The 22,505-nt window shown below is 69.9% G+C and carries 21 protein-coding genes and 1 tRNA gene; 6 read left to right on the top strand and 16 right to left on the bottom strand.

Translation table 11 applies throughout. The annotated features are described in order from the left end of the window. Positions 1 to 478: 478 nt before the first annotated feature. On the top strand, positions 479 to 1,021 hold the full coding sequence (locus TsocGM_RS10300) for a CAP domain-containing protein (RefSeq protein WP_126725224.1): 543 nt from the start codon (positions 479 to 481) through the stop codon (positions 1,019 to 1,021). Between the two features lie 330 nt (positions 1,022 to 1,351). Here TsocGM_RS10300 and TsocGM_RS10295 read toward each other — a convergent pair whose 3' ends face one another. Further along, positions 1,352 to 2,575: a DNA polymerase Y family protein gene (locus TsocGM_RS10295; RefSeq protein WP_126725223.1), complete on the bottom strand. Its 1,224-nt coding sequence runs from the start codon at positions 2,573 to 2,575 to the stop codon at positions 1,352 to 1,354. Positions 2,576 to 2,696: 121 nt separating this feature from the next. Here TsocGM_RS10295 and TsocGM_RS10290 point away from each other — a divergent pair, with 121 nt between their 5' ends. Beyond that, entirely contained in the window at positions 2,697 to 3,104 is a 408-nt protein-coding gene (locus tag TsocGM_RS10290) for a hypothetical protein (RefSeq protein WP_233578712.1), read from the top strand. A gap of 315 nt (positions 3,105 to 3,419) precedes the next feature. Here the strand turns inward: TsocGM_RS10290 and TsocGM_RS10285 are convergent, their stop codons facing one another. Continuing rightward, positions 3,420 to 3,968, bottom strand: coding sequence for a DUF4265 domain-containing protein (locus TsocGM_RS10285; RefSeq protein ID WP_126725221.1), 549 nt, complete (start codon positions 3,966 to 3,968; stop codon positions 3,420 to 3,422). Between the two features lie 662 nt (positions 3,969 to 4,630). On the opposite strand from TsocGM_RS10285, the gene TsocGM_RS10280 reads away from it, so the two are divergent. Continuing rightward, the gene (locus TsocGM_RS10280; protein ID WP_126725220.1) at positions 4,631 to 5,983 is read left to right on the top strand and encodes a hypothetical protein; all 1,353 of its coding nucleotides are present in this window, start codon (positions 4,631 to 4,633) and stop codon (positions 5,981 to 5,983) included. 251 nt (positions 5,984 to 6,234) lie between these two features. After that, the gene (locus tag TsocGM_RS10275) at positions 6,235 to 7,344 is read left to right on the top strand and encodes a radical SAM protein (protein WP_126725219.1); all 1,110 of its coding nucleotides are present in this window, start codon (positions 6,235 to 6,237) and stop codon (positions 7,342 to 7,344) included. Between the two features lie 16 nt (positions 7,345 to 7,360). On the opposite strand, the gene aroA is transcribed toward TsocGM_RS10275, so the two are convergent. From aroA to surE, 12 genes are all read right to left on the bottom strand, one after another. After that, positions 7,361 to 8,647: a 3-phosphoshikimate 1-carboxyvinyltransferase gene (gene aroA / locus TsocGM_RS10270; protein ID WP_126725218.1), complete on the bottom strand. Its 1,287-nt coding sequence runs from the start codon at positions 8,645 to 8,647 to the stop codon at positions 7,361 to 7,363. A gap of 85 nt (positions 8,648 to 8,732) precedes the next feature. Continuing rightward, positions 8,733 to 9,032: a DUF167 domain-containing protein gene (locus TsocGM_RS10265; protein WP_126725217.1), complete on the bottom strand. Its 300-nt coding sequence runs from the start codon at positions 9,030 to 9,032 to the stop codon at positions 8,733 to 8,735. Continuing rightward, on the bottom strand, positions 9,029 to 9,739 hold the full coding sequence (locus TsocGM_RS10260; protein WP_126725216.1) for a YggS family pyridoxal phosphate-dependent enzyme: 711 nt from the start codon (positions 9,737 to 9,739) through the stop codon (positions 9,029 to 9,031). Before TsocGM_RS10260 ends, TsocGM_RS10265 begins: the two co-directional genes overlap by 4 nt. A 646-nt stretch (positions 9,740 to 10,385) precedes the next feature. Next, positions 10,386 to 11,255: a metallophosphoesterase family protein gene (locus TsocGM_RS10255; protein WP_126725215.1), complete on the bottom strand. Its 870-nt coding sequence runs from the start codon at positions 11,253 to 11,255 to the stop codon at positions 10,386 to 10,388. Between the two features lie 36 nt (positions 11,256 to 11,291). Beyond that, the gene (locus TsocGM_RS10250) at positions 11,292 to 13,208 is read right to left on the bottom strand and encodes an ABC-F family ATP-binding cassette domain-containing protein (RefSeq protein ID WP_126725214.1); all 1,917 of its coding nucleotides are present in this window, start codon (positions 13,206 to 13,208) and stop codon (positions 11,292 to 11,294) included. Next, entirely contained in the window at positions 13,205 to 14,014 is an 810-nt protein-coding gene (locus tag TsocGM_RS10245) for a DUF4058 family protein (protein WP_126725213.1), read from the bottom strand. Before TsocGM_RS10245 ends, TsocGM_RS10250 begins: the two co-directional genes overlap by 4 nt. 120 nt (positions 14,015 to 14,134) lie before the next feature. Beyond that, the gene (locus tag TsocGM_RS25970) at positions 14,135 to 14,299 is read right to left on the bottom strand and encodes a hypothetical protein (RefSeq protein WP_158633477.1); all 165 of its coding nucleotides are present in this window, start codon (positions 14,297 to 14,299) and stop codon (positions 14,135 to 14,137) included. A gap of 267 nt (positions 14,300 to 14,566) precedes the next feature. After that, positions 14,567 to 15,958 (bottom strand): excinuclease ABC subunit UvrC, encoded by a 1,392-nt coding sequence (locus TsocGM_RS10240; RefSeq protein ID WP_126725212.1) that lies wholly within the window; start codon positions 15,956 to 15,958, stop codon positions 14,567 to 14,569. A gap of 95 nt (positions 15,959 to 16,053) precedes the next feature. Continuing rightward, positions 16,054 to 16,290: a hypothetical protein gene (locus TsocGM_RS10235; protein WP_126725211.1), complete on the bottom strand. Its 237-nt coding sequence runs from the start codon at positions 16,288 to 16,290 to the stop codon at positions 16,054 to 16,056. A gap of 91 nt (positions 16,291 to 16,381) precedes the next feature. Then, positions 16,382 to 18,235, bottom strand: a complete 1,854-nt coding sequence (locus TsocGM_RS10230; RefSeq protein WP_126725210.1) for a phospho-sugar mutase — start codon at positions 18,233 to 18,235, stop codon at positions 16,382 to 16,384. 165 nt (positions 18,236 to 18,400) lie between these two features. Further along, positions 18,401 to 19,003, bottom strand: a complete 603-nt coding sequence (locus tag TsocGM_RS10225; RefSeq protein WP_199756753.1) for an FKBP-type peptidyl-prolyl cis-trans isomerase — start codon at positions 19,001 to 19,003, stop codon at positions 18,401 to 18,403. Between the two features lie 127 nt (positions 19,004 to 19,130). Further along, complete coding sequence (gene surE, locus TsocGM_RS10220; protein WP_199756752.1) at positions 19,131 to 19,916, bottom strand: 5'/3'-nucleotidase SurE; 786 nt, start codon at positions 19,914 to 19,916, stop codon at positions 19,131 to 19,133. Between the two features lie 104 nt (positions 19,917 to 20,020). On the opposite strand from surE, the gene TsocGM_RS10215 reads away from it, so the two are divergent. Further along, a tRNA-Ala gene (locus TsocGM_RS10215) sits at positions 20,021 to 20,093 on the top strand. Between the two features lie 193 nt (positions 20,094 to 20,286). Beyond that, positions 20,287 to 20,592, top strand: coding sequence for a type II toxin-antitoxin system prevent-host-death family antitoxin (locus tag TsocGM_RS10210; RefSeq protein WP_126725209.1), 306 nt, complete (start codon positions 20,287 to 20,289; stop codon positions 20,590 to 20,592). 526 nt (positions 20,593 to 21,118) lie between these two features. Here the strand turns inward: TsocGM_RS10210 and TsocGM_RS10205 are convergent. Then, entirely contained in the window at positions 21,119 to 21,847 is a 729-nt protein-coding gene (locus TsocGM_RS10205) for a YqaA family protein (RefSeq protein ID WP_199756751.1), read from the bottom strand. Between the two features lie 140 nt (positions 21,848 to 21,987). Further along, positions 21,988 to 22,440 carry an ExbD/TolR family protein gene (locus TsocGM_RS10200; RefSeq protein ID WP_126725208.1) on the bottom strand — a complete coding sequence of 151 codons (453 nt, stop codon included), beginning with the start codon at positions 22,438 to 22,440 and terminating at the stop codon, positions 21,988 to 21,990. Between the last annotated feature and the right edge of the window lie 65 nt (positions 22,441 to 22,505).

Genomic DNA, 22,505 nt, shown 5'->3' with positions numbered 1-22,505 from the left:
CCCCCGCCCCAGACGAGCCCCCACTCTTCCCAATCTCCCCCCTCGGCACGCCGAGCCGATCCCCTCCCCCCGATCCTCCCGCCCCCTCGCCTACCGGCCCCCCATCTCGCACGGTTTGAAGGAAGTTCCCTGGACTCGCTTGTAATTCGCTCCCCCGGCCCGGCCGAGCCCCCCTCCCCGCTCCCTTCCCAACTCGACCGATCCGCACAACCTGTCGCCAATCCTGCCCAGACACCCCAATTTCTCAGAAATCGCCGTTCTTGGTCCGCTCCTTGCGTTGGACCGTTGAGCAACACCCAAGACGTCCTTCCCGGACAATGGCGAAGGCCGGGCGGATCGCCCGGCGCCGCCCCTGCCGCAGCATCGTCATCACCATCCGACCTTCTGCCCGCCGCGCCTGGTCTCGACCCCCCGGGGACCTCGTCCCTCGTGCGCGCCGCGGGCCATCGGAAGCCTCCTCGCAGAGAGACTCGGAGCCATGATCTCGACGACCTGGACCGCGTCGGCCGCCCTGATCCTGACCCTCCTGCCCGGGCTCGACCCGTCCTCGCTCGGAGCGGACGCTCCCGGCCTCCTGGCCTCGACCCGATCGCGAATGCACCGCCCCCTCCGGGACGACGGGCTCGGCCACGCCACCCTCGACGCGCTTCCCGACTTCGAGCCCGAACCCGAACCCGATCCCGAGCCGAGCACCGATCTCGACTTCGTTACGGATCCCTACGGGTTCGCCGCCTTCCTCAACAGCTACCGGGCCGCGGCGGGCCTGCCGCCGGTCTCCTACTGCCCGAACCTCTCCGCCTGGGCGTCGCAGAACAACGCGGCGCAGTGTTCCTTCGGGCTGGGGCATCACGTCCTGGCCAACTTCTTCCAGAACAGCGGCTTCAACCAGTCGACCGTCGCCGAGATCGCCCTGAGCTGGATGAACTCCCCCGCCCACGCCCAGAACATGCTCGCCCCCGGCGTCACCCGCTTCGGCATCGCTTACGGCCCCGGGCCGTACTGGACGCTCAACCTCCAGTGACCCGGAGCGGAGCGGTCGCTCGAGGCCGCTCCCGCGGATCGAGGGGGATCCGGCATTCTGGGCCGAGAACGCTGGGCTTCCCTCCCCCCCGCTCCGCTCCTCCCGAACCGGGCCCAGGGCCTCCCCTCGATCCGGACTCGATCCTCCCGGAGTCCGGCCCGAGGGATGGCCCTCCCGGTTTGAGGACCACCTTCCCTCCCGGTGCTCCTCCCGCCGATCCCCCTCCCCTCGCCTTCGATCCGTCGGACCGCCCGGCCGGCGTTCCCTCCCGCCCGATCCGGCCGGCGGGACCTGGTTCGGGAACGGAACAGGAAACGGCGGGCCCGCCGCTCAGAAGCAGGTCTTGCCCCTCACGTCGCAGATGTCGTAGCCGTTCGCCCGGTCGTCGTAGACCGCTCCGAGCGGCAGCGTCGCGGCGCTCCTGATCGCGAATCGCCCGTGCCGGTCGTTGATCGTCTGCTTCACCGCGGTCGCCGCGTCGTCCGCCCCCAGCCCGTCGAAGAGCCCGAGCTGCCGGGGCCGGTGCGGCCGGAGGTCCTCGGCGAACAGGTGCATCCGAGCCGCCATCGCCTTCGGCACCCAGGCCCGGCGCAGGCAGGGGCGGAACGCGTCGAGCAACACGTCGAAGCGGTCGGTCGGCACCTCCAGCGTCGCTCGTCCCTCGCCCGCGTGCCCGTCCCGGTAGCCGACCCAGACCGCGACCCGACCGGCCAGCACGCGGTGGAACCGCAGTTCCTCGACGAGCCGCTCCAGGTTCCGCACCAGCCAGGCCCAGAGCACGTCGGGCCGGTCGGTCGCCTCTCCGAAGCTTCCGCCTCGCGAGAGGACCTGGTGCGGCATGCGCTGCGCGTGGATCGGGATCACGGGGTCGCCGTTGAGCTCCCACCAGAGGGCCTCGCCGCTGGCCGTCAGCACGCCTCGGATCAGGCGACGGTCGGCCCGGGCCAGATCCAGGCAGCTCCGAATGCCCCAAGGCCGCAGACGCCGCTCGCGACGGCCAGCGATGCCCGAGACGTCCGTCACCGGCCGGGCCGCCAGCAGCGACTCCTCCTCGGCCCGGTCCAGGATCGCCCTCGCCCCAAACGGCTTGGCCGAGTCGGAAATCAACTTGGCCAGCGTCCGGGTCCGGGCGATCCCCACCGTCACCGGCACCCGCACCCGCTCCAGGATCCGGTCGCGGACGAGGACCGCGTAGTCCTGGTAGTCCCCCCCCGGCGGCGCGGCGGCCTCGAAGAAGAATTCGTCGATGGAATAATACTCGACACGCGGCGACAGCTCCCGCATCGTCTCCAGCATCAGCCGGGAGAGGATCTCGTACCAGCGGAAGTCCCGCTTCACATAGAGGCCGTCCGGGCAGAGCCGCAGCGCCTCCCAAATCGGCATGCCCGTGCCGACGCCGAACGACTTCATCTCGTAGCTCTTGGCGATGACGCACGCCCCCTGGTTGCCCAGCACACCGACCGGCATCCCGGCCAGGTGGGCGTACCGAACCCGCTCCGCCGCGACATAAAACGCGTCGGCGTCAACATGTCCGATCGGGCCTTGGCGCGTCATGGCCAAAAGCATACTCTGGACAAAACGTCAGTCAAGGCGGAGGACGGACAGAGCGGCCGTGTGCCTCGGGATCGCCGTGACAAGGAGCGAACTGCCCACGGAATTGACCGGGCGGCCTGGCATGGATCGCCGCCTCTACCGGCGCGGCGACCAGGAGGAGTACCGCTTCCTCTTCCGCGACCGCTCCCCCTGCCTGCCCATCTGGCGCGACGGACAGCTGCAAATCGCCCGCTGGGGCAACGGGCGGGGCCAAAGCCGCATCCTGCCCCGCACCGGCTGGACCTGGCAGCAGACCATCCGCGACGGCGGCTGGCGCGGCAGCGGCGCGATCCCGGTCGAGATCCCCGCCTCCTTCGGCCTGGAACGCCGCGGCGTCTGGTACCTGATCGAAACCGGCATCCGCGGCCTGCTCGTCCCCGACGAACGCGGATGGGCCGTCTGCTACATGATCTGCGAACCCGCCAGCCACTACTACAAGACCATGACCGGCTCCGACCGCATGCCCGTCCTGATCGACCAGCGCATCTGATCCTTCCCCCCTGCCTTCTCCAGCCTGCGGAATGCGATCTCATTGTGATTTAGTTATATCATTTATACTTATTCAGTTTAATATAGTTATTTTATCTTTTGTTTTGTTCTTTGTGTTTTGTATTTTTTCTTGATATTCTTTTCTCTCTTCTGCGCCCAAGCTCGATTCAGTCCGCTTCCCCGTCGCTCTCCCCCCTCGACGATTCCTCAATGCTCCCGCCGCGCCGGCCCTCCGGATCGCCTCGCCGGAAGCAAGGCTGTCTTGGCCGGATCGGGCGCGGATCGTTGCCCGCCGGCCCGGCCCGGCCTGGGCCACTCAGTGGGCGCGGCGGCCGAAGATCGCCGCGAGGCGCGCACGCAGGCCTCGAGGCGGGGGCGGATGGTCTCGGCTCCCGGTGGGGGGGGCGTCCCACCACCCCAGGGGAGTGACGCCGTCGGCCGGATCATACACGTTGCCGAAGAGCCACTCCCACCCCTCGTGTTCGGCCACCCAACCCTCGAAGAGTTCCTCGACGGCGGCGAACCCGACCGAGACCGGCACGGTGAACACCAGACCGCGCTCGATCGCTCCATCGAGCGTTCCCCCCAGCCGAGCCACCCGCGCGACCAGCTCCTCCTGATAAGGCGCCACCGGCTCGAGGGCGAACAGTTGCACGGCGAGATTGCCACCCCTCCGGATCACCTCGAATGCTCCATCGTCCCCGAGCATCCGGAATTCGTCTCCAGCCGCGATCCCCTGAACCAGCCCCGGAGACGCACACAGGCGAAACCGCCCGGGGCTGATCTCATCGACATGAACAGGTTCCTTGATCGGTTGTCCTTGCCGATATTCGATCAGAAGCAGAAGATGGCGCTCGCCGCTCATTCCGCCAGCCCTCTCCCTCCCCCCGAGCCCGGCCGGCGCGCGGGGAGCCCCTTCTCAAAGGGTTGCCCGCCGGCCTCTCCAGCGGACGAAGCGAATGCACGAACATCTGTAAATTTCTGTTTTTTTCGATTTGTTTTATTATTGTTTATCTCAATTATTGTTTTCTGTTCTTTGATTTCTTTTCTCTTTTGCTCCGAAATTCAAATTCAGTTCATCGCATTTGCGTTCTTTTGTCAATTGTTTCCTGGGTGCTCCATCGGAGTTCCCGCATCCGGATCGGCACCGTGCCGGCGGGGAGGCTGGGATCGTGTTGCCCCCCCCAGCGTCGGGAGGCGGCCAGGTCTGGGGTCGACACGACCCCAGCCACCCCGCCGCCACAGGCGTCGGGCGATCCAGCAGATCATCTCAAGACTAATGCCGTGTATGAGCGATTGCAAGAGGTGGCCAGTGGCCATTTGAATACGCTCACGGTGTAGGGGCACTTGCTCGGGGCGCCGTCGGCGGATTTTGAGACTGGACCACCCCCCTTCCCCCGATGGTGTCGCTGAGGGGCCCGTGCGCGCCGAGCGATCGCGGTGCGGCGCGGCGCGGCGGACGGGCCAGAGCGATCGGCACCTTCTCATTCCCTGGAGTCCGTTGAGGCACACCTCGGGGGGAGCATCATGAGCGACGGCATCTCGCGGAAGCGGATCGAGGCGAACCGGCGGAACGCGCAACTTTCGACGGGACCGAGGACGGAGGAAGGAACCGCCTATGAGCAGATCCTCGAACGCTGGCGCCGAGAGGCCGGCCCGGACAACGTGGTCGAGGAGCATTTGATTCAACGAGCCGCCGTCCTATCGGTGCGGCTCGATCGGATCGAGCGTGCCCACCAGGAGGCGAGGGAGGCGGCGGCTCGGGAAGCGGTCGGGCGCTGGTATCGGCGGAAGCAGGCGTCGGCGAGAAAGCTGGGGCAGCGGTTGCTGCTCGATCCGGTCAATGTGATCGAGGAGCTGGAGGCGACAGCGTTCGGCTGCGACTGGCTGATCCGGCATTGGCGGCGGCTGGATAGTCAGATTCGCCTGGGCTCGCGCTGGGACGGGCGCGATCGGGCGTGGGCGATGGCGATGCTCGGGTTGCCTGGCGGGCCTCCCGACCCCGAGGCGGGGGAGGACGCCCGCATGCTCTGGACGCTGGCTGTCTCGGTCGGTCACGCTCAATCGGGCGCGTATGGTCCCTCTGCGTTGCGGCCGGACCCGACCGCCGACGCATTCGCTCCCCCCGTCGATCCGGACGCGGCCCGAGCGGCCTTGCGCGCGGTCATCGCTCGGCAGATCGAGCGCTTGCGGGCGCTCCGAGACGCCTCGTGGCGCGAGGTCGAGGGGCCGGAGCGCGCCGCGGTCGCCCGCCGCGCCGCGGCGGCCGACACGTCGCAGGAGGGGCAGCTGCGGCATCGGTACGAGTCGGCGGCCGACCGGGCCTGCATGGCGGCGATTCGGCTCTTCCTGAACCTGCGCGATCGTCGCCGTCGGGAGCTGCTGGCGATCGCCAAGGAAGCGGCCGAGATCGGGGAGACGCCCCGGGCTCCCGTCGGGGGAGGGTGGTGGCGCGAGGTCGATTCCGACCCCGAGCCGCCGGGGTTCGTCCGGATCGGCGCCCCCGAGCCGATGCGACGTTCGGAACCCGATCGGGCGGTCGCCCCCGACACCGGCGGCGACGGTCCTCGAGGCGAGTCGCCGCCCTCGGCGGCTCCCTCCTCGACCGAGACGAGCCCGGAGCGGGCCGCCGACCCGGCGCCCCGATCCTCCGGCGCCGAGGATCGGAACGAAGCCAAACCGGGCCCCGAGGAGCGATGCTCGCCATCGCCCAAGTCCCGTTCTCAACACCAGATCCGACCCAATCACCCCGGCGGCGCCGCCGCGTTCCCCGAGCGTGCCGACACCGCTCCTCGAGCGCTCCCGACCTTCCGGATGCGACCCGATCGGACCTCCAACCCGGGCCCAAACCGGCTCCGAGCCTCCGATCCGACCGGTTGACCGAGCCGTCCCCTCGGCTCGATGCGTCCCGCCGTCCCAAAGCCAACCCGGCGAGGAGCCGAGCCGCGCTCCGGGTCCGGGCGGCGTCGCCCGTTGTCTTCTGTACCAACGAACAGTAAAATGCGCCCGTACACTCATCCTGCCGGAGCCGATCGCGGCCGGATCGTCGGGAGCGGGGACCAGGTCGGAGGGACCTCGGGCCGCTCTCGCCGAGTCGAGCCGGAGGCGATGGTTCCGAGAGGAGGCCAGCGATGACCGAGGGAGCGACAATCGAGGCCTTGTCCCCGGCTCCGTCCGCGTCGGCGTCCGCGTCCGCGATCGCGATCCTGGCCGAGCCGGCGTCTCGGGGGCGTCCCCGGCTAACTCGGGTTCGGCGGCGAGGTCCGCTGCTGCGCCCGGCCCGGGGAGAGGCGGGGAGGGGGGGGCTGTTCGGGATCGACCTGACGGCGGGCTGCGCCCTTGATTGCGCCTTCTGTTATGTCCGGGGCACGCCGAGGTATCCCGGCCCCGGCCGGCTGCTGTTCGACCCTCGGGTCGTCGAGGCGATCGGCCCGGCGATCGACGCGATGGAGGCTCCTCCTCGCCGGGTGGTCCTGAGCCCGAGCAGCGATCCGCTTCCCCCCGTGCGGGAGGTCCGCCGGGCGACGCTCCGGATCGTCGAGGAGTTGCTCGGTCGGGGGATCGAGGTCGTGTTGATGACCCGAGGGCGAGTCACCCGGGACGTGGCCGGGCTGCTGGGCTCGGCCCCCGGACTGTCCCGGGCGGCGGTGGGGGTGGCGACCCTCCGCCGATCGCTCAGCAGGGCGCTGGAGCCGATGGCCCCTCCCGGCCTCCGGCGATTGCGGGGGATCGCGACGCTGCTGGAGGCCGGCGTTCCGGTCGAGGTCCGGCTCGAACCGCTGATTGCCGGGCTGACCGACGCTCGGGAGAACCTGCTGCCCTTGCTCCGGGAGCTGGGTCGGATCGGCGTCCAAGACGTGCTGGCGCACTACGCCTTCCTCCAGCCGGCCTTCCTGCCGACGCTCCGGGCGGCCCTCGAGCCGATCGGGCACGCCGAGCGCCTGGCCGACCTGTACGAAGGGGGGCCCGTCTTCTCCCTCGGGGAACTGGGGGCCACCAAGCACCTGCCGCTGGCCTCCCGTCGGGAAGGGCTGGCCCGCATCCTCTCCTGGGGAGCCGAGGCCGGCCTGCTCGTCCGCACCGGGCCCGGCCAGAACCCGGATCTTCCCCGGCTCGGCGGCGATCCTCCTCCGGCTCCTCCCGCCGCCGCCGATCGCCCCCGGCCGGCTCGGGCCGGCTCCTCCTCCCGATTCGGGACGCCCGCGGGAGCCGGTTCTGGGACGGGCCTCCCTCCGGGATGAGGGGACGGAGGATCGATCAGCGCAGGGCGTCCAGGTCGTCCCAGAAGCCGGGGTAGGTCTTGGCGACGCAGCCGGGGTCGAGGATCGTGACCCCCTCGGCCTTCAGGCCGACCGTGGCGAAGGACATGGCCATGCGGTGATCATCGTACGTGGCGATCCGGGCCGGGGAGATCGCCCGGGGGGGGTGGATGACCAGGCCGTCGGGGTGCTCGTCGACCTGGGCCCCCAGCTTCCTCAGCTCGGTGGCCAGGGCGGCGATCCGGTCGGTCTCCTTGTGCCGGATGTGGGCCACGTTCCGGATCCGGGTCGGCCCGTCGGCGAAGAGGGCCACGGCGGCGAGGGTCATCACGGTGTCGCTGATCGCGTTCATGTCCACGTCGATCCCCACCAGCGGCCGACCCCCCGTCACGGTGATCGCCCCCGCTGTCCGATCGACCGAGCAGCCCATGTGCTCCAGCAGGTCGCAGAAGCCCACGTCCCCCTGAATGCTGCCGGTCCCGAGCCCCTCCACCGTGACCGATCCGCCGGTGATCGCCGCGGCGGCGAAGAAATAGGAGGCGGCCGAGGCGTCTGGCTCGATCATATAGGTACGGGCCGAGTACGGCGCCGGCTCGACGTTGAACCGGCGGAAGTCTCGGTTGCTGATGTTCCGACCGAAGGCGGCCATCACCTCCAGTGTCATCGCGATGTAAGGCTTCGAGACGAGCGTTCCCATCACCTCGACCGTCGTCGGCCCCTTCGCACAGGGCAGGGCCATGAGCAACCCACTGAGAAACTGGCTGGAGACATCCCCGCGAACCTCGGCGTAGCCGCCGTCCAGGCCGTCGGCGTGCACGACCACCGGCGGGCAGCCGGTGCCCAGCTCGCTCCGGGCGTCGGCCCCCAGCCGGTTGAGCGCCAGCAGCAGGTCGGCCACCGGCCGCTCCCGCATCCGGGGCACGCCGTCCAGCCGGAAGGTCCCCCGGCCCACGCAGACCATCGCCGTCAGGAACCGCAGGGTCGTCCCCGAGTTGCCGACGAACAGCTCCGCCTCCTGGCTCGGGAAGTGCCGCCCCCGGCCCTCGACAACGATGGTGCGGGCCTCCCGGTCATGGTCGACCGCCAGGCCCAGGCGGCGGAGGCCGTCGACCATGACCCTCGTGTCGTCGCTCTCGAGCGCTCCGGTCAGCGTGCTCGTGCCCCGGGCCAAACCGGCGACGACCAGGGCCCGGTTGGTCAGGCTCTTGGACCCGGGGACTCGGACCCTGGCCTGGGGGGGTCGGGACAGGGGAGAGACGGTCAGCTCGGCGGGGTACTCGGGCATCGGATCGGCTCGGCTCGGGCGGGGGTCCAACGGCGGTCGAGCCTCCCAGTGTACCGGGATCCGGCCCGATCCGGGCAGCCCCCGATCACTCCGGAAGCGCCCGCCGAAGCCGCTCCCGGACCTCGTCCGGGCCAAGCCCCTCAACCAGGAACCGCTTCTGCCGGCGGGTCGGACCGCTCAGGAGCCGGACGGCCGACGCCCGGCAGCCGATCGTCTCGGCCAGCAGGTCCGCCAGGGCCGCGTTCGCCTTCCCCTGGTCGGGAGGGGCGGCCACGGCCAGCCGCAGCGCCCCGTTCCGCTCCCCCAGCACGCCGGCCCGCTTCGCCCCCGGCTGGGCGGCCACGGCGATCACCGTGCCCTGGGCATGGGGGGTCAGCTCGATCACGGCGAGTCGAGCCCCTCGAACAGCGCCGAGCCGACCCGAACCAGCGTCGCCCCTTCCTCGATGGCCGCCTCGAAGTCGCCCGACATCCCCATCGACAGCTCCGGCAGCGCCATCCCGGTGCGGGCCCTGAGGCGCTCCCTCAGGTCCCGGAGCAGGGCGAACGCCGGCCTGGCCTCCTCGTCCGTCGTGCCGAACCCAGCCATGGTCATCAACCCGACGATCGGGATCCGGGAGCACGAGGCGATGGCCTCCGCCTCCTCCAGCAGCGCCCCGGGAGCCCAACCGTGCTTCGCCTGCTCTCCCGAGCAGTTCGCCTGCAGGCAGACCGCCGGCGGCTCGGGAAGGTCGGCGGCCAGGTCGTCCAGCAGCCGGAGCAGCTTCAACGAGTCGACCGAGTGGATCAGCCGCACCAGGGGAGCGGTCCTCCTGGCCTTGTTCGTCTGGAGGTGGCCGATCAGGTGCCACCGGATCCGCTCCGGCCGGCCGGAGAGCTCCTCGGCTTTCCGCCACAGCTCCTGCGGGAAGTTCTCCCCGAGGTCGAGCTGCCCCGCCTCGATCAGCGGCCGGATCCGCTCGACCGGGTTCTTCTTGGTCACAGCGACCAGCCGCACCTCCCCCGGCTCCCGGCCGGCGCGGCGGGCGGCCTCGGCGATCCGGGAGCGGACCCCGTCGAGGTTGGCTCGGAGGCGATCATGGAGATCGATCATGGTGTCAGTGTACCGGAACCCAGGCCCCCGACAAGCCGATCGCCGTTGGAGCCGGAGCTCGGCTCACCGAGCGCTCGACCCCGCCTCCCGGAGTGCTGAAAGCAGTGGCGATCGTGCCCATTGGATTTGCGTCCTCGGTGAGGATCGCGTGGCGGGAGCCGATCGTCGTTCCCGATCGTCGAAAACGCCCCAAGAAAAAATGAGCGCCCTAAGATTCTGCGCCGCATGGCCTATCGCGATCCCCTCCGAGGATGACCGAGCGCGTTCGGAGTCCGGATCGGACCTTTGGCACTGCCCTTGCTTCTCTTCCTTTGCGACCGCGATGCACGCCAAAACGAATGGCCCGCGTTCGTCGGTCATCCTCTTTGAAACGGAATCATCCCACCCCCCTGGCGACGGCCCGTTTCCGCGGGCCAACCGCCAAAGGGCGAGCGGGTTGCCTCGCACGACCCCCCCGCTCGCCCTCTCTTACACGATGCCGGCCCCCCTGGAGATCTGGGGGTTGGCGCACCGGCTGAGCCGGCCGGGGTCTCCCTCCGCGGGCTATGGGAGAGGTGGTCCGCGAAGTGGAACCCCGGCCGGCTTACTCCATCGGCCTGGCCGCCCCGGTCTCGGGGCGGCCGGGCCGTTGCTGCGGGGCGGCTCCTCACCCCTCGGCCAGGTCGATCACCCGCACGCGGTCCCTCAAGGCCTCGATCGTCACCGGCTCGTTGGCCGGGAAGAGGCAGCAGGCGGGATAGGGTCCCGTGCCGTCGATGATCAGCAGGCGGTGGTTCGCTACCCGGAACGACTCGTCGCAGGGCTGGTGCCCGGTGATGAACCAGTCGGCGTCCACCATCCCGGCGAAGCGGTCGGCCGTCTCGGGACGGTCGTCCCGGCCCCAGGTCAGCGCGTAGACCGCCCCTCCCCGACCCATCGACTCCGGGGTGAAGACCCCGGTGCGGAGGGGCTCCAGGTCCAGCTCGTCGAGCGTCGAGCCGTCGGGCAGCGTGTGGCAGAGGAACACCCGGTTCGGGCAGCGGACCGCCAGCGGCAGGGACCGGAACAGCTCGTGGTACGCCGCGATGATCGCCTCGGCCATCGCGCCGTAGGCGGTCTCGACCCCCTTGCGGAACAGGGCGTTCAGGGCGACCCCGTTCTTGCCGATCGCTCGGCCGGTCAGCTCGGAGAGCTCGTGGTTCCCCAGGATCAGGTGGACCCGATCCGGGTACTCGCACTTCAGGGCGCAGACCAGGTCGAGCAACTGGTGCGACTTGTCGCCGCCGTCGTCCGGGTAGGAGTAGTCGCCGTGGACCAGCTCCTGGAGCACCAGGTGCCGGCGAGGCTTGCCCTTCAGGTCGGCCAGGGCGAGCACCTTGCGGAAGGCGGTCACATTGCCGTGCAGGTCGCCGACGACCAGCACGTCGTCGACCGCCTCGGCCGGCAAGGAGACGATGGCGCCCTCGCGGCCGGGGGTGGCTCGGGTCAGCATCGCCGACCGGCGGACGAGGGCGAGCACGCGATTCGGGTCGGGCATCGGGTCGACTCGGGGCGATCGGGCCGGGGAGAAGGCTCAGGCATTATACTCCAGGGCCTCCTCCCAGTGCTCGTACAGCGCCGTGATCGACTCGGCCAGCTCGTCGTACCGCTCCTGGCACTCCCGGGCGCGGTCGGCGTCCTTCCACGTCTCGGGAAGCCCGAGCACGCGCTCCAGCTCCCCCATCTCGGCCTCGACCTCGGCGATCTCGCGCTCGATGTCCGTCGCCTTCCGATACGGGTACTTCTTCTTCTTCTTCGCCTTCGGCTGGCCTCCGGCCGAGGAGGGCCGGGGCGCCCCGGCGCGATCGGCCCTCGCCCGCTCTTTCGCGGCCGACGCCTCCGCCTCCTGCTCGACCATCCGGCGGTAGACCTCGTAGTCCCCCTCGATCACCCGGGCGCGGCCGCCGTCGACGACGATGAGGCGGTCGGCCACCTGGTTGAGGAAATAGCGGTCGTGGCTGACGACGAGAACGGTCCCCTCGAACGCTCGGATGGAGCGCTCCAGCGCATCGCACGACCAGATGTCGAGGTGATTGGTCGGCTCGTCCATCACCAGCAGGTTCGCCCCGGTGGCGGCCAGCCGGGCGAGGGCGGCCTTGCCCTTCTCTCCTCCCGAGAGCTTGCCCACCGGCTGCAAGGCCAGGTCGCCGGAAAGGCCGAACCGGCCAAGCAGATCGCGGACGTCCTGCATCAGCCAGGTCGGGTCGTCGTCCGGCCAGACCGCCTTGAGCACCGTCGTGTCGGCCGGCAGCGATTCGAGCCCCTGGTCGTAGTAGCCGATCGTGACCTTGTGGCCGATCTTCACCTCGCCCTCGTCCGGCTTGACGCGGCCGATGAGGGTCTTGATGAGCGTCGACTTGCCGGCGCCGTTGGGGCCCATGATGCCGACGCACTGGCCTCGGAGAACTTGCAGATTCAATCGCGAGAACAATTGTTTTTCGTAAGACTTGCTCAGATCCTTGGCCTCGATGACGATATCGCCGGAGCGCTGGACCTCCTCGAAGCCCATCGGCGGGCCGGAGATGTCGCGCATCAGCTCGATCGACTCGGACATGACCCGTTCGAGCTTCTTGGCCTTGTCCTTGGCCTGGGTGGCCCGGGTGCCGGCGGAGAACTTGTCGATGAACTTCTGGAGGTGGGCGGCCTGCTCGGCCTGCTTCTCGGCCTTGCGTTCGAGGACCTTCGCCCGCTCCGCTCGGAGCTTCCAGTACTGGGTGTAGTTGCCGGGGTAGGCGTCGACGCGGCCCTGGAACAGCTCCCAGATCTTGGTGACGGTCGCGTCGAGGAAGTAGCGGTCGTGGCTGACGATGACCATGCCCGTCGGCTGCCGCGACAGGTAGGCTTCGAGCCAGGAGACGGTGGCCACGTCGAGGTGGTTGGTCGGCTCGTCCAGGAGCATCAGGTCGGGGCTTTCCAAAAGCAATCGCGCCAGCATCAGTCGCGACTGCTGCCCTCCAGAGAAGGTGCCGGCGGGGCGGTGGTACTCGCTTGGCTTGAAGCCGAGGCCGGCGATGACTTCCTCGACGCGGTGCTCGATGGCGTAGGCGTCCTGGTGCTCGATGCGGTCTTGCAGGTCGGCGAAGCGCCGGGAGGCCCGTTCGCGGTCGGCGTTGTCCTCGGCCTCGGCCATCTCCCGGGCGGCCTCCTCCAGCTCGGTCTGGAGTTCCAGCAGCGAGGCGAGGCCGGATCGGGCGACCTCGAAGAGCGTCTTCGACGGCTCGAAGTCCGGCTGCTGCCGCAGCAGGCTGACGCGGACGCCGGGGCGGATGGAGAGCCGGCCCATGTCGGGCTGGTCGAGGCCGGCGAGCAGGCGCATCAGCGTCGTCTTGCCGGCGCCGTTGGGGCCGACGAGGCCGATGCGCTCGCCGGCCCGGATCTCGAAGGCGAGGTCGGTGAAGATCGGGTCGCCGGTGTACTGTCGGCCGAGGCCGGAGGCGGAGGCGAGGATCATGGGCGGTCCGGTGGGGCGTTCGGGTTCGGTTCGGCGTCGGCCGGGGGAGGGGGGATCAGCGAGGCGGCCCAGGCGGCATCCTCGGGGGAGAGGGGAGGGTCGGGATGACCATCGTCGATGTCGTATTGATAGCCGGCGGCGTCGTAGATCCGATGCAGGATCCGCTGGAGGTCGAGCCGGGCGTCCGGGTCGGGGGCCCGGACAGGGACCGGGATCGTCGGCAGCGGCTCGCGGAGTCCGATGGGCCAGAACTCCGCCTTCGGCCGGCGCTCGGCCCGGCTCACCGTCACCGAATCGGCGCACGGCGGTCGGTGTTCCGCAGGCATCGGCTGCCCGCCTCGGAGCAGGTCGATCTCGACATCGTGGACCGTCCCCGCCTGCAACCGTCCCCGCTTCGCCAGGTACTGGTCCCGGTCGGGGCCGGCTCGCTTGTTCGACGGGCTGAGCAGCTCGATGATCGTGATCAGCTCCCGGTTGCGGCGGTCCCGAATCTCGACGAAGGCCAGCCGCTCCGTCTCGACCTCGGGCAAGTCGATCAGGGCCGGGGCCTCGAGGACCCCGACCCCGGCCCTCGCCTCCGCGAAGCCCTTGCCGGGCCCGACCGTCAGGTCCGCCCTCCCGGCGAAATGGCGAGGCTCTTCGGGTGCCCCGTGGACGGAGACATGCTCGTCAATCTTGACAATGGAGGTCGGGACGAGCTGGGCCCCCAGTTCCTCGGCGACGGCGGGCCGGAACCGCTCGTGGACGTCGTGCCAGGCGTCGTCCTGTTCCAGGTACGGGTTCATGCCGGGAAACGACGAGGGCATGGGGGCCGCTCTCGATCGGGGGGGCGGACAGGCCGGGGTGCCGGGCTCGGGCGGGCCGGGGCCGCTCGGTCCTATTCTAGCGGGCCCCCGCGGATTGGACGACGGCGATCGCGGCCGGACTCACTCGCGTGTCCACTCGGCCAGCCGTCGCTGGAGTTCGAGGCGGTCCCGGTGGAGCCCCAGGATTGTCCGATCTTGGAGCGGAACGGTGCCCGATGGCAGCCCTTCGCCCCGCATCGCGAAACGGGCGTTGGCGAAGGAGAGCTCGCGGCGGAGTGCGGCCATACGTTCCTCGTCGGAGTGGCCCTCTCTGACCGGGTCGGGGCGGGCGCCGGCCCCTCGAGGGTCGGGCGGTCGAGGGTCGGGCGGGCTCGACGGAGCGCGTCCCTCCCGCTCCCGGCCCTGAACGAGCTGGAGGGGGAGGAGCATCGATGCGGTCGGCAGCGCTCCGGCGAGGAGGGAGCCGGCGGGGAGCCCTCGAAGGGATGTGGGCCGCGCTTGCAGGAGACGGGCCTCCGGAACGAGCCGAGCCGGGTGCTGGAGGATCGTCGGTCAGGCGGAGTCGTCGCCGAGGGTTCGTTTGGTTCGCAGCAGGTGATGATAATGTTGCGCGAAGCGATGGGCCTCGTCCCGGACGTATTGCAGCAGTCTCAGCGAAAAGGAGCGGCGGGAAAGGACGATCGGGTCGGGCGTGCCGGGGACGTAGATTTCCTCCTCCTGCTTGGCGAGGGAGATGACGGTGGGGACATCGACGCCGAGGGCCTTGAAGGCGTCGAGGGCGGCGTTGAGCTGTCCTTTGCCGCCGTCGATGAGGAAGATGTCGGGGAAGGGCTCGTCGCGTTCTCGCAGGCCCTGGATGCGTCGGGAGACGACCTCTCGGATGGAGGCGTAGTCGTCGATGCCGGTCACGCTCTTGATGCGGTAGCGGCGGTAGCCGGGCTTGAAGGGAAGGCCGTCGATGAAGGTGACGAGCGAGCCGACCGTCTCGGTGCCGCCGAGGTGGGCAATGTCGACGCCGAGGATGGTGCGGGGAGTGCTCGGGAGGTTCAGCACCTTCCGCAACCCTCGGAGGCCTTTCTTGGGGTCCTGGTAGAAGACCTCGGGTTGGGCGTGCTCGTCGAGGTTGCCGCGGAGGTTGAGGTTCTGGAGGGCTTTCAATTCGTCTCGGAGGCGGGCGGCCTTCTCGAACTGGAGAGCCTTGCTGGCCTCCTTCATCTCGTCCTCCATCTCGCGGAGGACGACGTCCTTCTTGCCTTCGAGAAAGAGCTTCAGGCGGCGGATGTCCTTCTTGTAGGCCTCCGGGTCGATGCGGAGGTTGCAGGGGGCGGTGCACTGGTTGATCGAGTGCAGCAGGCAGGGGCGGAACCAGCGCCAGCGGGGGTCGTCGGCGTCGATGTCGAGCGAGCAGGTGCGGAACTTGAAGATGCGCTGGAGGACGTGAATGGCCCCGCGCAGGCCCTTGGCTCGGGGGAAGGGGCCGTAGAGCTTGACGCCTCGGTCCTTCGGCTCCCGGGTAAAGTGGACGCGGGGGAAGTCCTCCCCGGTGGTGATCTGGAGGTAGGGGAAGGACGTGTCGTCCTTGAGGTCGGCGTTGTGCCTGGGCTGGATGTCCTTGATGAGCCGGGCTTCCATGAGCAGGGCGTCGACCTCGGAGTCGGCATCGAGGTGGTCGAGGTCGACCACCTCTCCAATCCAGTCCCGGATGCGGGGGTCGTCCTCGGCGGCTTTGAGGAAGTAGGAAGCGACTCGGGAGCGGAGGTTCTTGGCCTTGCCGACGTAGATGACCCGGCCCTGGGCGTCCTTGAACAGGTAGACGCCGGGGGAGCGGGGCAGGGCGCGGACCCTGGCCTGGAGGGGGGAGCGCTCCGGGCGGCGCGTGTCGTTCCCCGGCTCGAGGGCGTCGGGGCCGGGGCCGGTCGGGGGGGGAGGCGAGGGGTCGGACATGGCGGGGTCGCTCCGCGACGCCCCTCGGCCCCGGGCGGATTGGAACGGAGGGGGGCCGGAGGGCGAGGATTCCTGGGAGGGCGTCGGGTTGCTCCTCAATCAGACCGAGGGCCGGGCAACGGTCGGGCGGCCAGCCCGAGGCCGGCGGCGGCCTCGGCGGCTCCGATCGCCCGGGTGCTGCCGGGATGCCGGGCGCGCCAGGCCTCGCCTGCGCCGAACGGCGACGGGCCGCCTTCCCAAAGCGGGGCGAGGCGGCGGGGGTGGCGCACGGCCATCACGCCTTCGCCAAGGGCCATCAGGGCGATCGGCTGGGAGAGTCGTCGGGAGAGCATCTTGGGGGACTCGTTTCGCGGTGGGGTCCGCCCGCTGACAGCTCGCCCCGGCCCGCCCCGAGGGCCGGGAGCAGGGAGGGCAGGGCGCCGCTCAGGCTCCGTCCTCAGGGATCTTGGAGCGGATGTATCGGTGGATGTCCTCGGCCATCAGCTCCAGGCGTCGGGTGGTGGCGGCCTTGGCGTCGTCGAGGGGCTGGTCCTCGGCGAGGGAGGAGGTGTCGGTGCGGGCGAACAGGTAGAACTTGATCTTGGGCTCGGTGCCGGAGGGACGGGCGGCGAACCGGGTGCCCGGGGCGTCGAGATGGAAGATGAGCAGGTCGCCGGAGGGTTCGGGAAGGGGGGTGGGCGGGGCGTTCGCGCCGGGGACTCGGGACTCGTGCCGGCCGTAGTCGTCGATCCGGGTGACGGCTAGGCCGCCGATCTCGGTGGGGGGGTCGGAGCGGAGGGAGGCCATCAGCAACCGGATCTTCTCCAGCCCGGGGCGGCCCTCGTAGACCTTGTTGATGAGGGATTCGCCGTAGTGGCCGAGGTCTCGGTAGAGGCGGTCGAGGTAGGAGAAGACCGTCTGGCGACGGGCCTTGAGGGTGGCGACCAGCTCGGCGAAGAGCAGGGCGGCGACGGCGGCGTCCTTGTCTCGGACGTGGGTGCCGCGGAGGTAGCCGTGGGATTCCTCGAAGCCGAAGAGGAAGCCCTCGGGGCCGACCTGGTCGATCCGCTGGCCGATCCACTTGAAGCCGACGAGCAGGTTGTCCTCGACCCGGATGCCGGCCCGCTCGGCCAGGGCGCGGCCCATCGGGGTGCTGACGAGGGTGGTGACGAGGTAGTGCTCGGGCCGGAGGAGGCCGGAGCGCTGGACCTCGTCGATGACGAAGGCGGTCAAGAGTGCGCCGATCTGGTTGCCGGTGAGGGTGTCCCAGGCGCCGGCGGGGTCGGGACCGAGCGGCAGGGCGACGCCGATGCGGTCGGCGTCGGGGTCGCTGGCGATGACCAGATCGGCCCCGGTGCGGCGGGCCTCTTCGATGGCCGGCTGCAGGGTGCTGGGGACCTCGGGGTTGGCCACCTGGCCGGGGACGTTGGTGAAGTCGGGGTCGGGATCGCGCTGGGACGGGAGGACGTTGAGCTTCGAGAAGCCGGCCGCGCGGAGGGCCGCGCCGCAGGCGGTGTCTCCGACGCCGTGCATCGGGGTGTAGACGATCGAGACATCCCGGTTTCGGGAGACGGACTGGGAGACGACGGTGGCGATGAAGGCCGTGTCGACCTCCTCGCCGACGAGGATGATCCGGCCGTCGTCGATCCCCGTCTTCAGGTCGATCTGGGGGATCTCGCGGGAGGAGACGGCCTCGACGCAGGCGATGATCCCCGTGTCATCGGGGGGGATGACCTGGCCCCCGGTCGAGGAGTAGCACTTGAAGCCGTTGTCGGAGGGGGGGTTGTGCGAGGCGGTGATCATGATGCCGGCGTCGCAGCCGAGGTGGCGGACGGCGAACGACAGCAAGGGGGTGGAGCGCATCTCCGGGAACAGGTAAACCGTGAACCCGGCGGCGGCCAGCACCCGGGCGCAGCACTCGGCGAACTGCTTGGAGTTGCGGCGGGCGTCCCGGGCGATGACGCAGGAGCGGTCGGAGCCGTCCCCCTTTTTCGAGGTGATGTAGTCGGCCAGCCCCCGGGCGCTCTCGGCGATGGTGCGCTCGTTGAGGACATTGGTGCCGACCGGGTACATCTTGCCCCGGCGGCCGCCGGTGCCGAATTCGAGGACGGTGAAGAAGGCGTCGTCCAGCTCCCGCCAGCGGCCGAGCCGGATCTCGTCGGCCAGGAGGTCGCGATAGGGGGCGAAAGGGGGCTCGGTCAGCCATCGGCGGATGGTGGCCGCCGAAGCCTCGGTGAGCACGCCGTCGGCGACCGCCTGCGCGAGCCGGTCCTGGAAGTCGTCCGCTGCCGTAGCCATGAGGGGGCCCTGTCGTCTGCGATCGGTCGAGGAGTCAGTCGGGCGCCGGCCGGCCGCGGGCCGGGCCTGAGGTCAACGGGGCCAGGCTATCCCAGCCCGACGGACGCCATCAAGCCCTCCGCCGGCCCCCGGACGCGTCGACCGGCGGAGGGGAACCGGCGGGGCTCATTGGACGCCGACCAGCTCGACCTCAAAGGTCAGCGTGGCGCCGGGGGGGATGGTGGGAGGAGAGCCGCGCTGGCCGTAGCCCAGGTCGGACGGGACGACCAGCTTGCGCTTCTCGCCCACCTTCATGCCGGGGATCCCCTCGGTCCACCCCCGGATGAGCGCCCCCTCGGCCAGCTGGAACTGGATCGGGTCCTTACCGACGTTGGAGTCGAAGACGGTGCCGTCGTCGAGCGTCCCCTTGTAGATCACGGAGATGGTGTCTCCCAGATGGGCCGTCGGGGCGTGGGGATCATCGGCGGGCTTCAGCGTGGTATAGCGCAGGCCGTTGTCCAGGAGGATCTCCTCGCCGGGAGGGGTCGCCTCGCGAACCGGGGCGTCGGCATGGTCGGCATGGTCGGCGTCGGAGGAGCGCCGGGGAGGAGGCGTCTCTCCCAGGGCCTGGGCCTTGAGATCGTCGCTGGTGACGTCGATCGCCAGGGGATCGACGCCGGAGCCGGGGGGGCTCATCGAGACCATCGGGGGCGGCTGCCCGCAGCCGCTCAGGGCCGCCAGCGACGCCCCGAGGGCCCAGCCGCGCCATCGACGAAGGGCCATCGTCATCGTGTGCTGCTCCCGTCTCGGTTCGTCTCGGGTCCCGGAGAAGGGGACCGTGAGGGAATGGGGATGAGGTCCGCCCTATTCTATCCGCCGGGGATCGCCGCCGCGACGTACCGGGTCCGCGGTCCGCTCAGGGCCCAGGCATCGGGATCACCCGAGTCGGTCCGGCGGCGGCCTCGGACGGGTCGGGGAGGATCCGGATCCGGGTGATGGCGACCCGACCGCCGAAGCAGACATCGACATCGGCGCCGGGAACCCGAAGGCGGCCGTGATAGTCGCCGCTGTAGGTGGCCTCGTCGCCAGCAAGGGCGAACCGCAAGGGGAGCGGCGAGGGGTCGAGCGGGCAGAAGACGAGGTCGGGGTCGGGCTCGTCGGGCAGCAGGTGGGGCAGGTTGACGCTCCAGAGGGTGCCGGGCTGCCAGGGCAGGGCGGTCAGGAACTCCAAGACGCGGCGCGCCCATCGCGCGGCCCGATCCCAGTCGAGCGGGCGGTCTCGGCGGATGTAATGCGAGAGGGCGATGGCGGGAACGCCATGCAGGACGGCCTCCCGGGCGGCGGCCACCGTGCCGGAGTGATGGACGTCGGCCCCGAGGTTGCCGCCTCGGTTGATGCCCGAGAAGACCCAGGACGGCTCCGGGGCCAAGTGATGCAGCGCCAGCCGGACGCAGTCGGCCGGAGTGCCGGCGACGGCGATCCGGTCGGGGCCGAGATGCTCGACCCGGATCGCCGCCCCTCCGGTGACGGCGTGCCCCATGCTCGACCACGGCGCGCTCGGGGCGACCACTCGGACCGGGCCCCCCAGCCCCTCGGCCGCCCGGCGCAGGGCCTCCAGGCCAGGGGCGTCGATGCCGTCGTCGTTGGTCAGCACCCGCGTCCCCGCCTGGCGCGCCGCTTCCCCTTGCCCCATCGTCGCCATTCCACAAGCCCCTGATCCCGAATGGGTTCGGCGCCGGTCGAATTCCGGAGACGCCCGGCCGTTGACTTTGGTCGGCCGACCTGATACCTTACCAACACACGCACGGGGGATTAGCTCAGTTGGGAGAGCGCTTGCATGGCATGCAAGAGGTCAGGGGTTCAAGTCCCCTATCCTCCACTTTCTTCTCTTTCTTTCCGGAACTCCTTCCGGCTGCCCCTTTGCTGAGGCCCGTCGTCCCTCAGCCGTCGCTTTAGAGTCGAGGATTCACCGAGTTTCTCGGTCGTTCTTGCTCGGGATTCCGGCATCGCTGGTTCCAGTACCGACCCGGGCTCGTCTTCGTGTTTGATCACCTCGGTGGAGGCCGGGTTTCATGGCAGGCCAGAAGAAGGCCGATTCCCCCGTCCGTATCATCGGCAGTCGGGAATTGCACCAGAATCTGCCGACCATTCTCAACGAGCTCCAGCATCCCGATGTCCGCTACGTGTTGACCGTCCACGGCAAGCCTCGGGCCGTCCTCGTCGGTGCCGAGCCCTTCCTGCAGCTCGTCGGCGAGCGCTCGCACCCGAGCGAGACGCTGGTCGGGTTGCAGCTCAGCGCGCTGCTGGGCAACGAGATCGGCTCGTTGGCGATCGAGGACCTGGAGAAGGCGTTCGACGCCGGCCGCGAGGACCCCTGAACCCGATGGCCCGCCAGCCGGCGGGCCAGGCCGGACGACCGCGAGATCGGAACCGATTGGGCGACGCGCCATGCGACCTCTCGCCGGGCGGGGACCGCTCCGCAACCGGCGGCTGACCGTCGGCGGCCTGCTGGCCGTGGTGGGCGTCTGCGCGCTGGTGCTCAACGCGATCCGGCCCATTTCGCGATCCGAGGCGATCCGGATCGCCGATCGGGAGTTCCGAGCGATCCCGGGGGCCGAGGCGTGGGAGGGGCACGTCCGCTACCACGCCCGACTCGGATACGGCGGAAGGCGCTGGTTCGTCTCGATCGCGGACGCCGAGACCGACTCGTCGTTCGCCATCCTCTCGATCAGCCGTCGAGGACGGGTCGAGGAAATCACCCTCGCCCCCCGGGGGTTCCCCGTCCCGATGCCGGCCGAGTTCTTCCACTGGCGGCTGCCTCCTCCGCGACGGCCGGGGCTGGATGCCCCGGCCCCCATCACCGGCCCGACCCCTCCTCGATTGGGGAGGGGGCCCTTGGCCCGATCAGAGGACGAACTTCACGACGGCGAAGCCGCCGATCAGCAGCAGGACGAAGGCGACGGCGAGCAGGTTGAAGTACCGCTCGACGAACTCCCGGGCCGGCGGGCCCCAGGTCCGGATGATCCAGGCGACGACGAAGAACCGCAGCCCTCGCGAGGCGATCGAGGCGATCGTGAAGATGGCGAGGTCCACCTGCGCCACCCCGGCGGTGATCGTCACCAGCTTGTAGGGCAGGGGAGTGAGCCCGAAGATGAAGACGATCCAGGCGTTCCAGTGGTCGTAGACCTGGAACAGGTAGGAGCCGCCAAGCCGGTCCTCGCCGATCACCTGGAGTAGGTAGGGCGGCATCGCGATGTCGGGCCGGCCGTTGACCGGCACGAGCTCGACGTGCGCCAGGTGCTCGACGATCCAGACCCCCACGGTCTCCCAGGCGACGAAGCCGATCAGGTAGCCGAACAGGCCGCCGATCACCGAGGCCGCCGTGCACCAGGCCGCCAGCCGCCACCATCGGGTCGTGGCCGCCAGCACCAGGGGAATCAGCAGCACGTCGGGGGGAATGGGGAAGACGCTGCTCTCGACGAACGACATGACCACCAGGGCGGGCAGGGCATACGGCGTCTCGGCCCAGTGGAGAACCCAGTTGTACATCCTCCGGTGCAGGGCCCATCGGGGGACCGGGGGCGGGCCTCCGGCAGTGACCGGCGCGGTGATCTCGATCTCGTGCGATGCCATGAGGATCGGGGGCTCCTGGCGGGGGGAGGGGAGGGGAGGGGACGGGTCGATTCCGAGGGGATCGAGCGGCGTCGTCTCGACTCGAGGACCGGGAGGAAGGGAAGGAGCCGGATCGATCCGGAAGCTTCCGGGGTCGGCGGTCATCCGGGCCCGCCGGACGGCGAGGAGGAATCGGCCTCGTCTCGGGGGCGGACCAGCAGCGAGACGTGCCGGATGCGGGCGGCCTCGCAGGTGGAGAGGACGTCGGCGAGATCCTGGAAGCTCAGCGCGGCGTCTCCCCGGATCTGGACCCCCTGGTCCTCATAGGCGTCCCGGGCCGATTCGAGCAAGGTACGGAGGGCCTCCAGGTCGTAACGCTCGGCGCCGACGGCGACGAGGCCGGGCTCGAGGATCGTCAGCGTCAGGTCCTGGGGCCTGGCCGTCAGCGGAGAGGCGTCGCCGACCTCCGGGACTCGGACGTGAAACTGCTGCTCCTCCCAATCGTACAGGCGGGAGGCGACCATGAAGAAGATCAAGAGGCAGAGCATGACGTCGACCATGGGCGTCATGGTGATGAACGGCATCTCGTCAACCTGATCGCCGTCTCCCAGCATCGTCGGCCTCGGCTTCGTCGGGGACTGGATCGCTCGGGACGGGACGGGATGGAATGAACCCGGAC

Source organism: Tautonia sociabilis (assembly GCF_003977685.1).
Classification (GTDB): domain Bacteria; phylum Planctomycetota; class Planctomycetia; order Isosphaerales; family Isosphaeraceae; genus Tautonia; species Tautonia sociabilis.
Note: the sequence above shows the minus strand (reverse complement) of the source record. Positions and strands in the feature narration are given on the sequence as shown.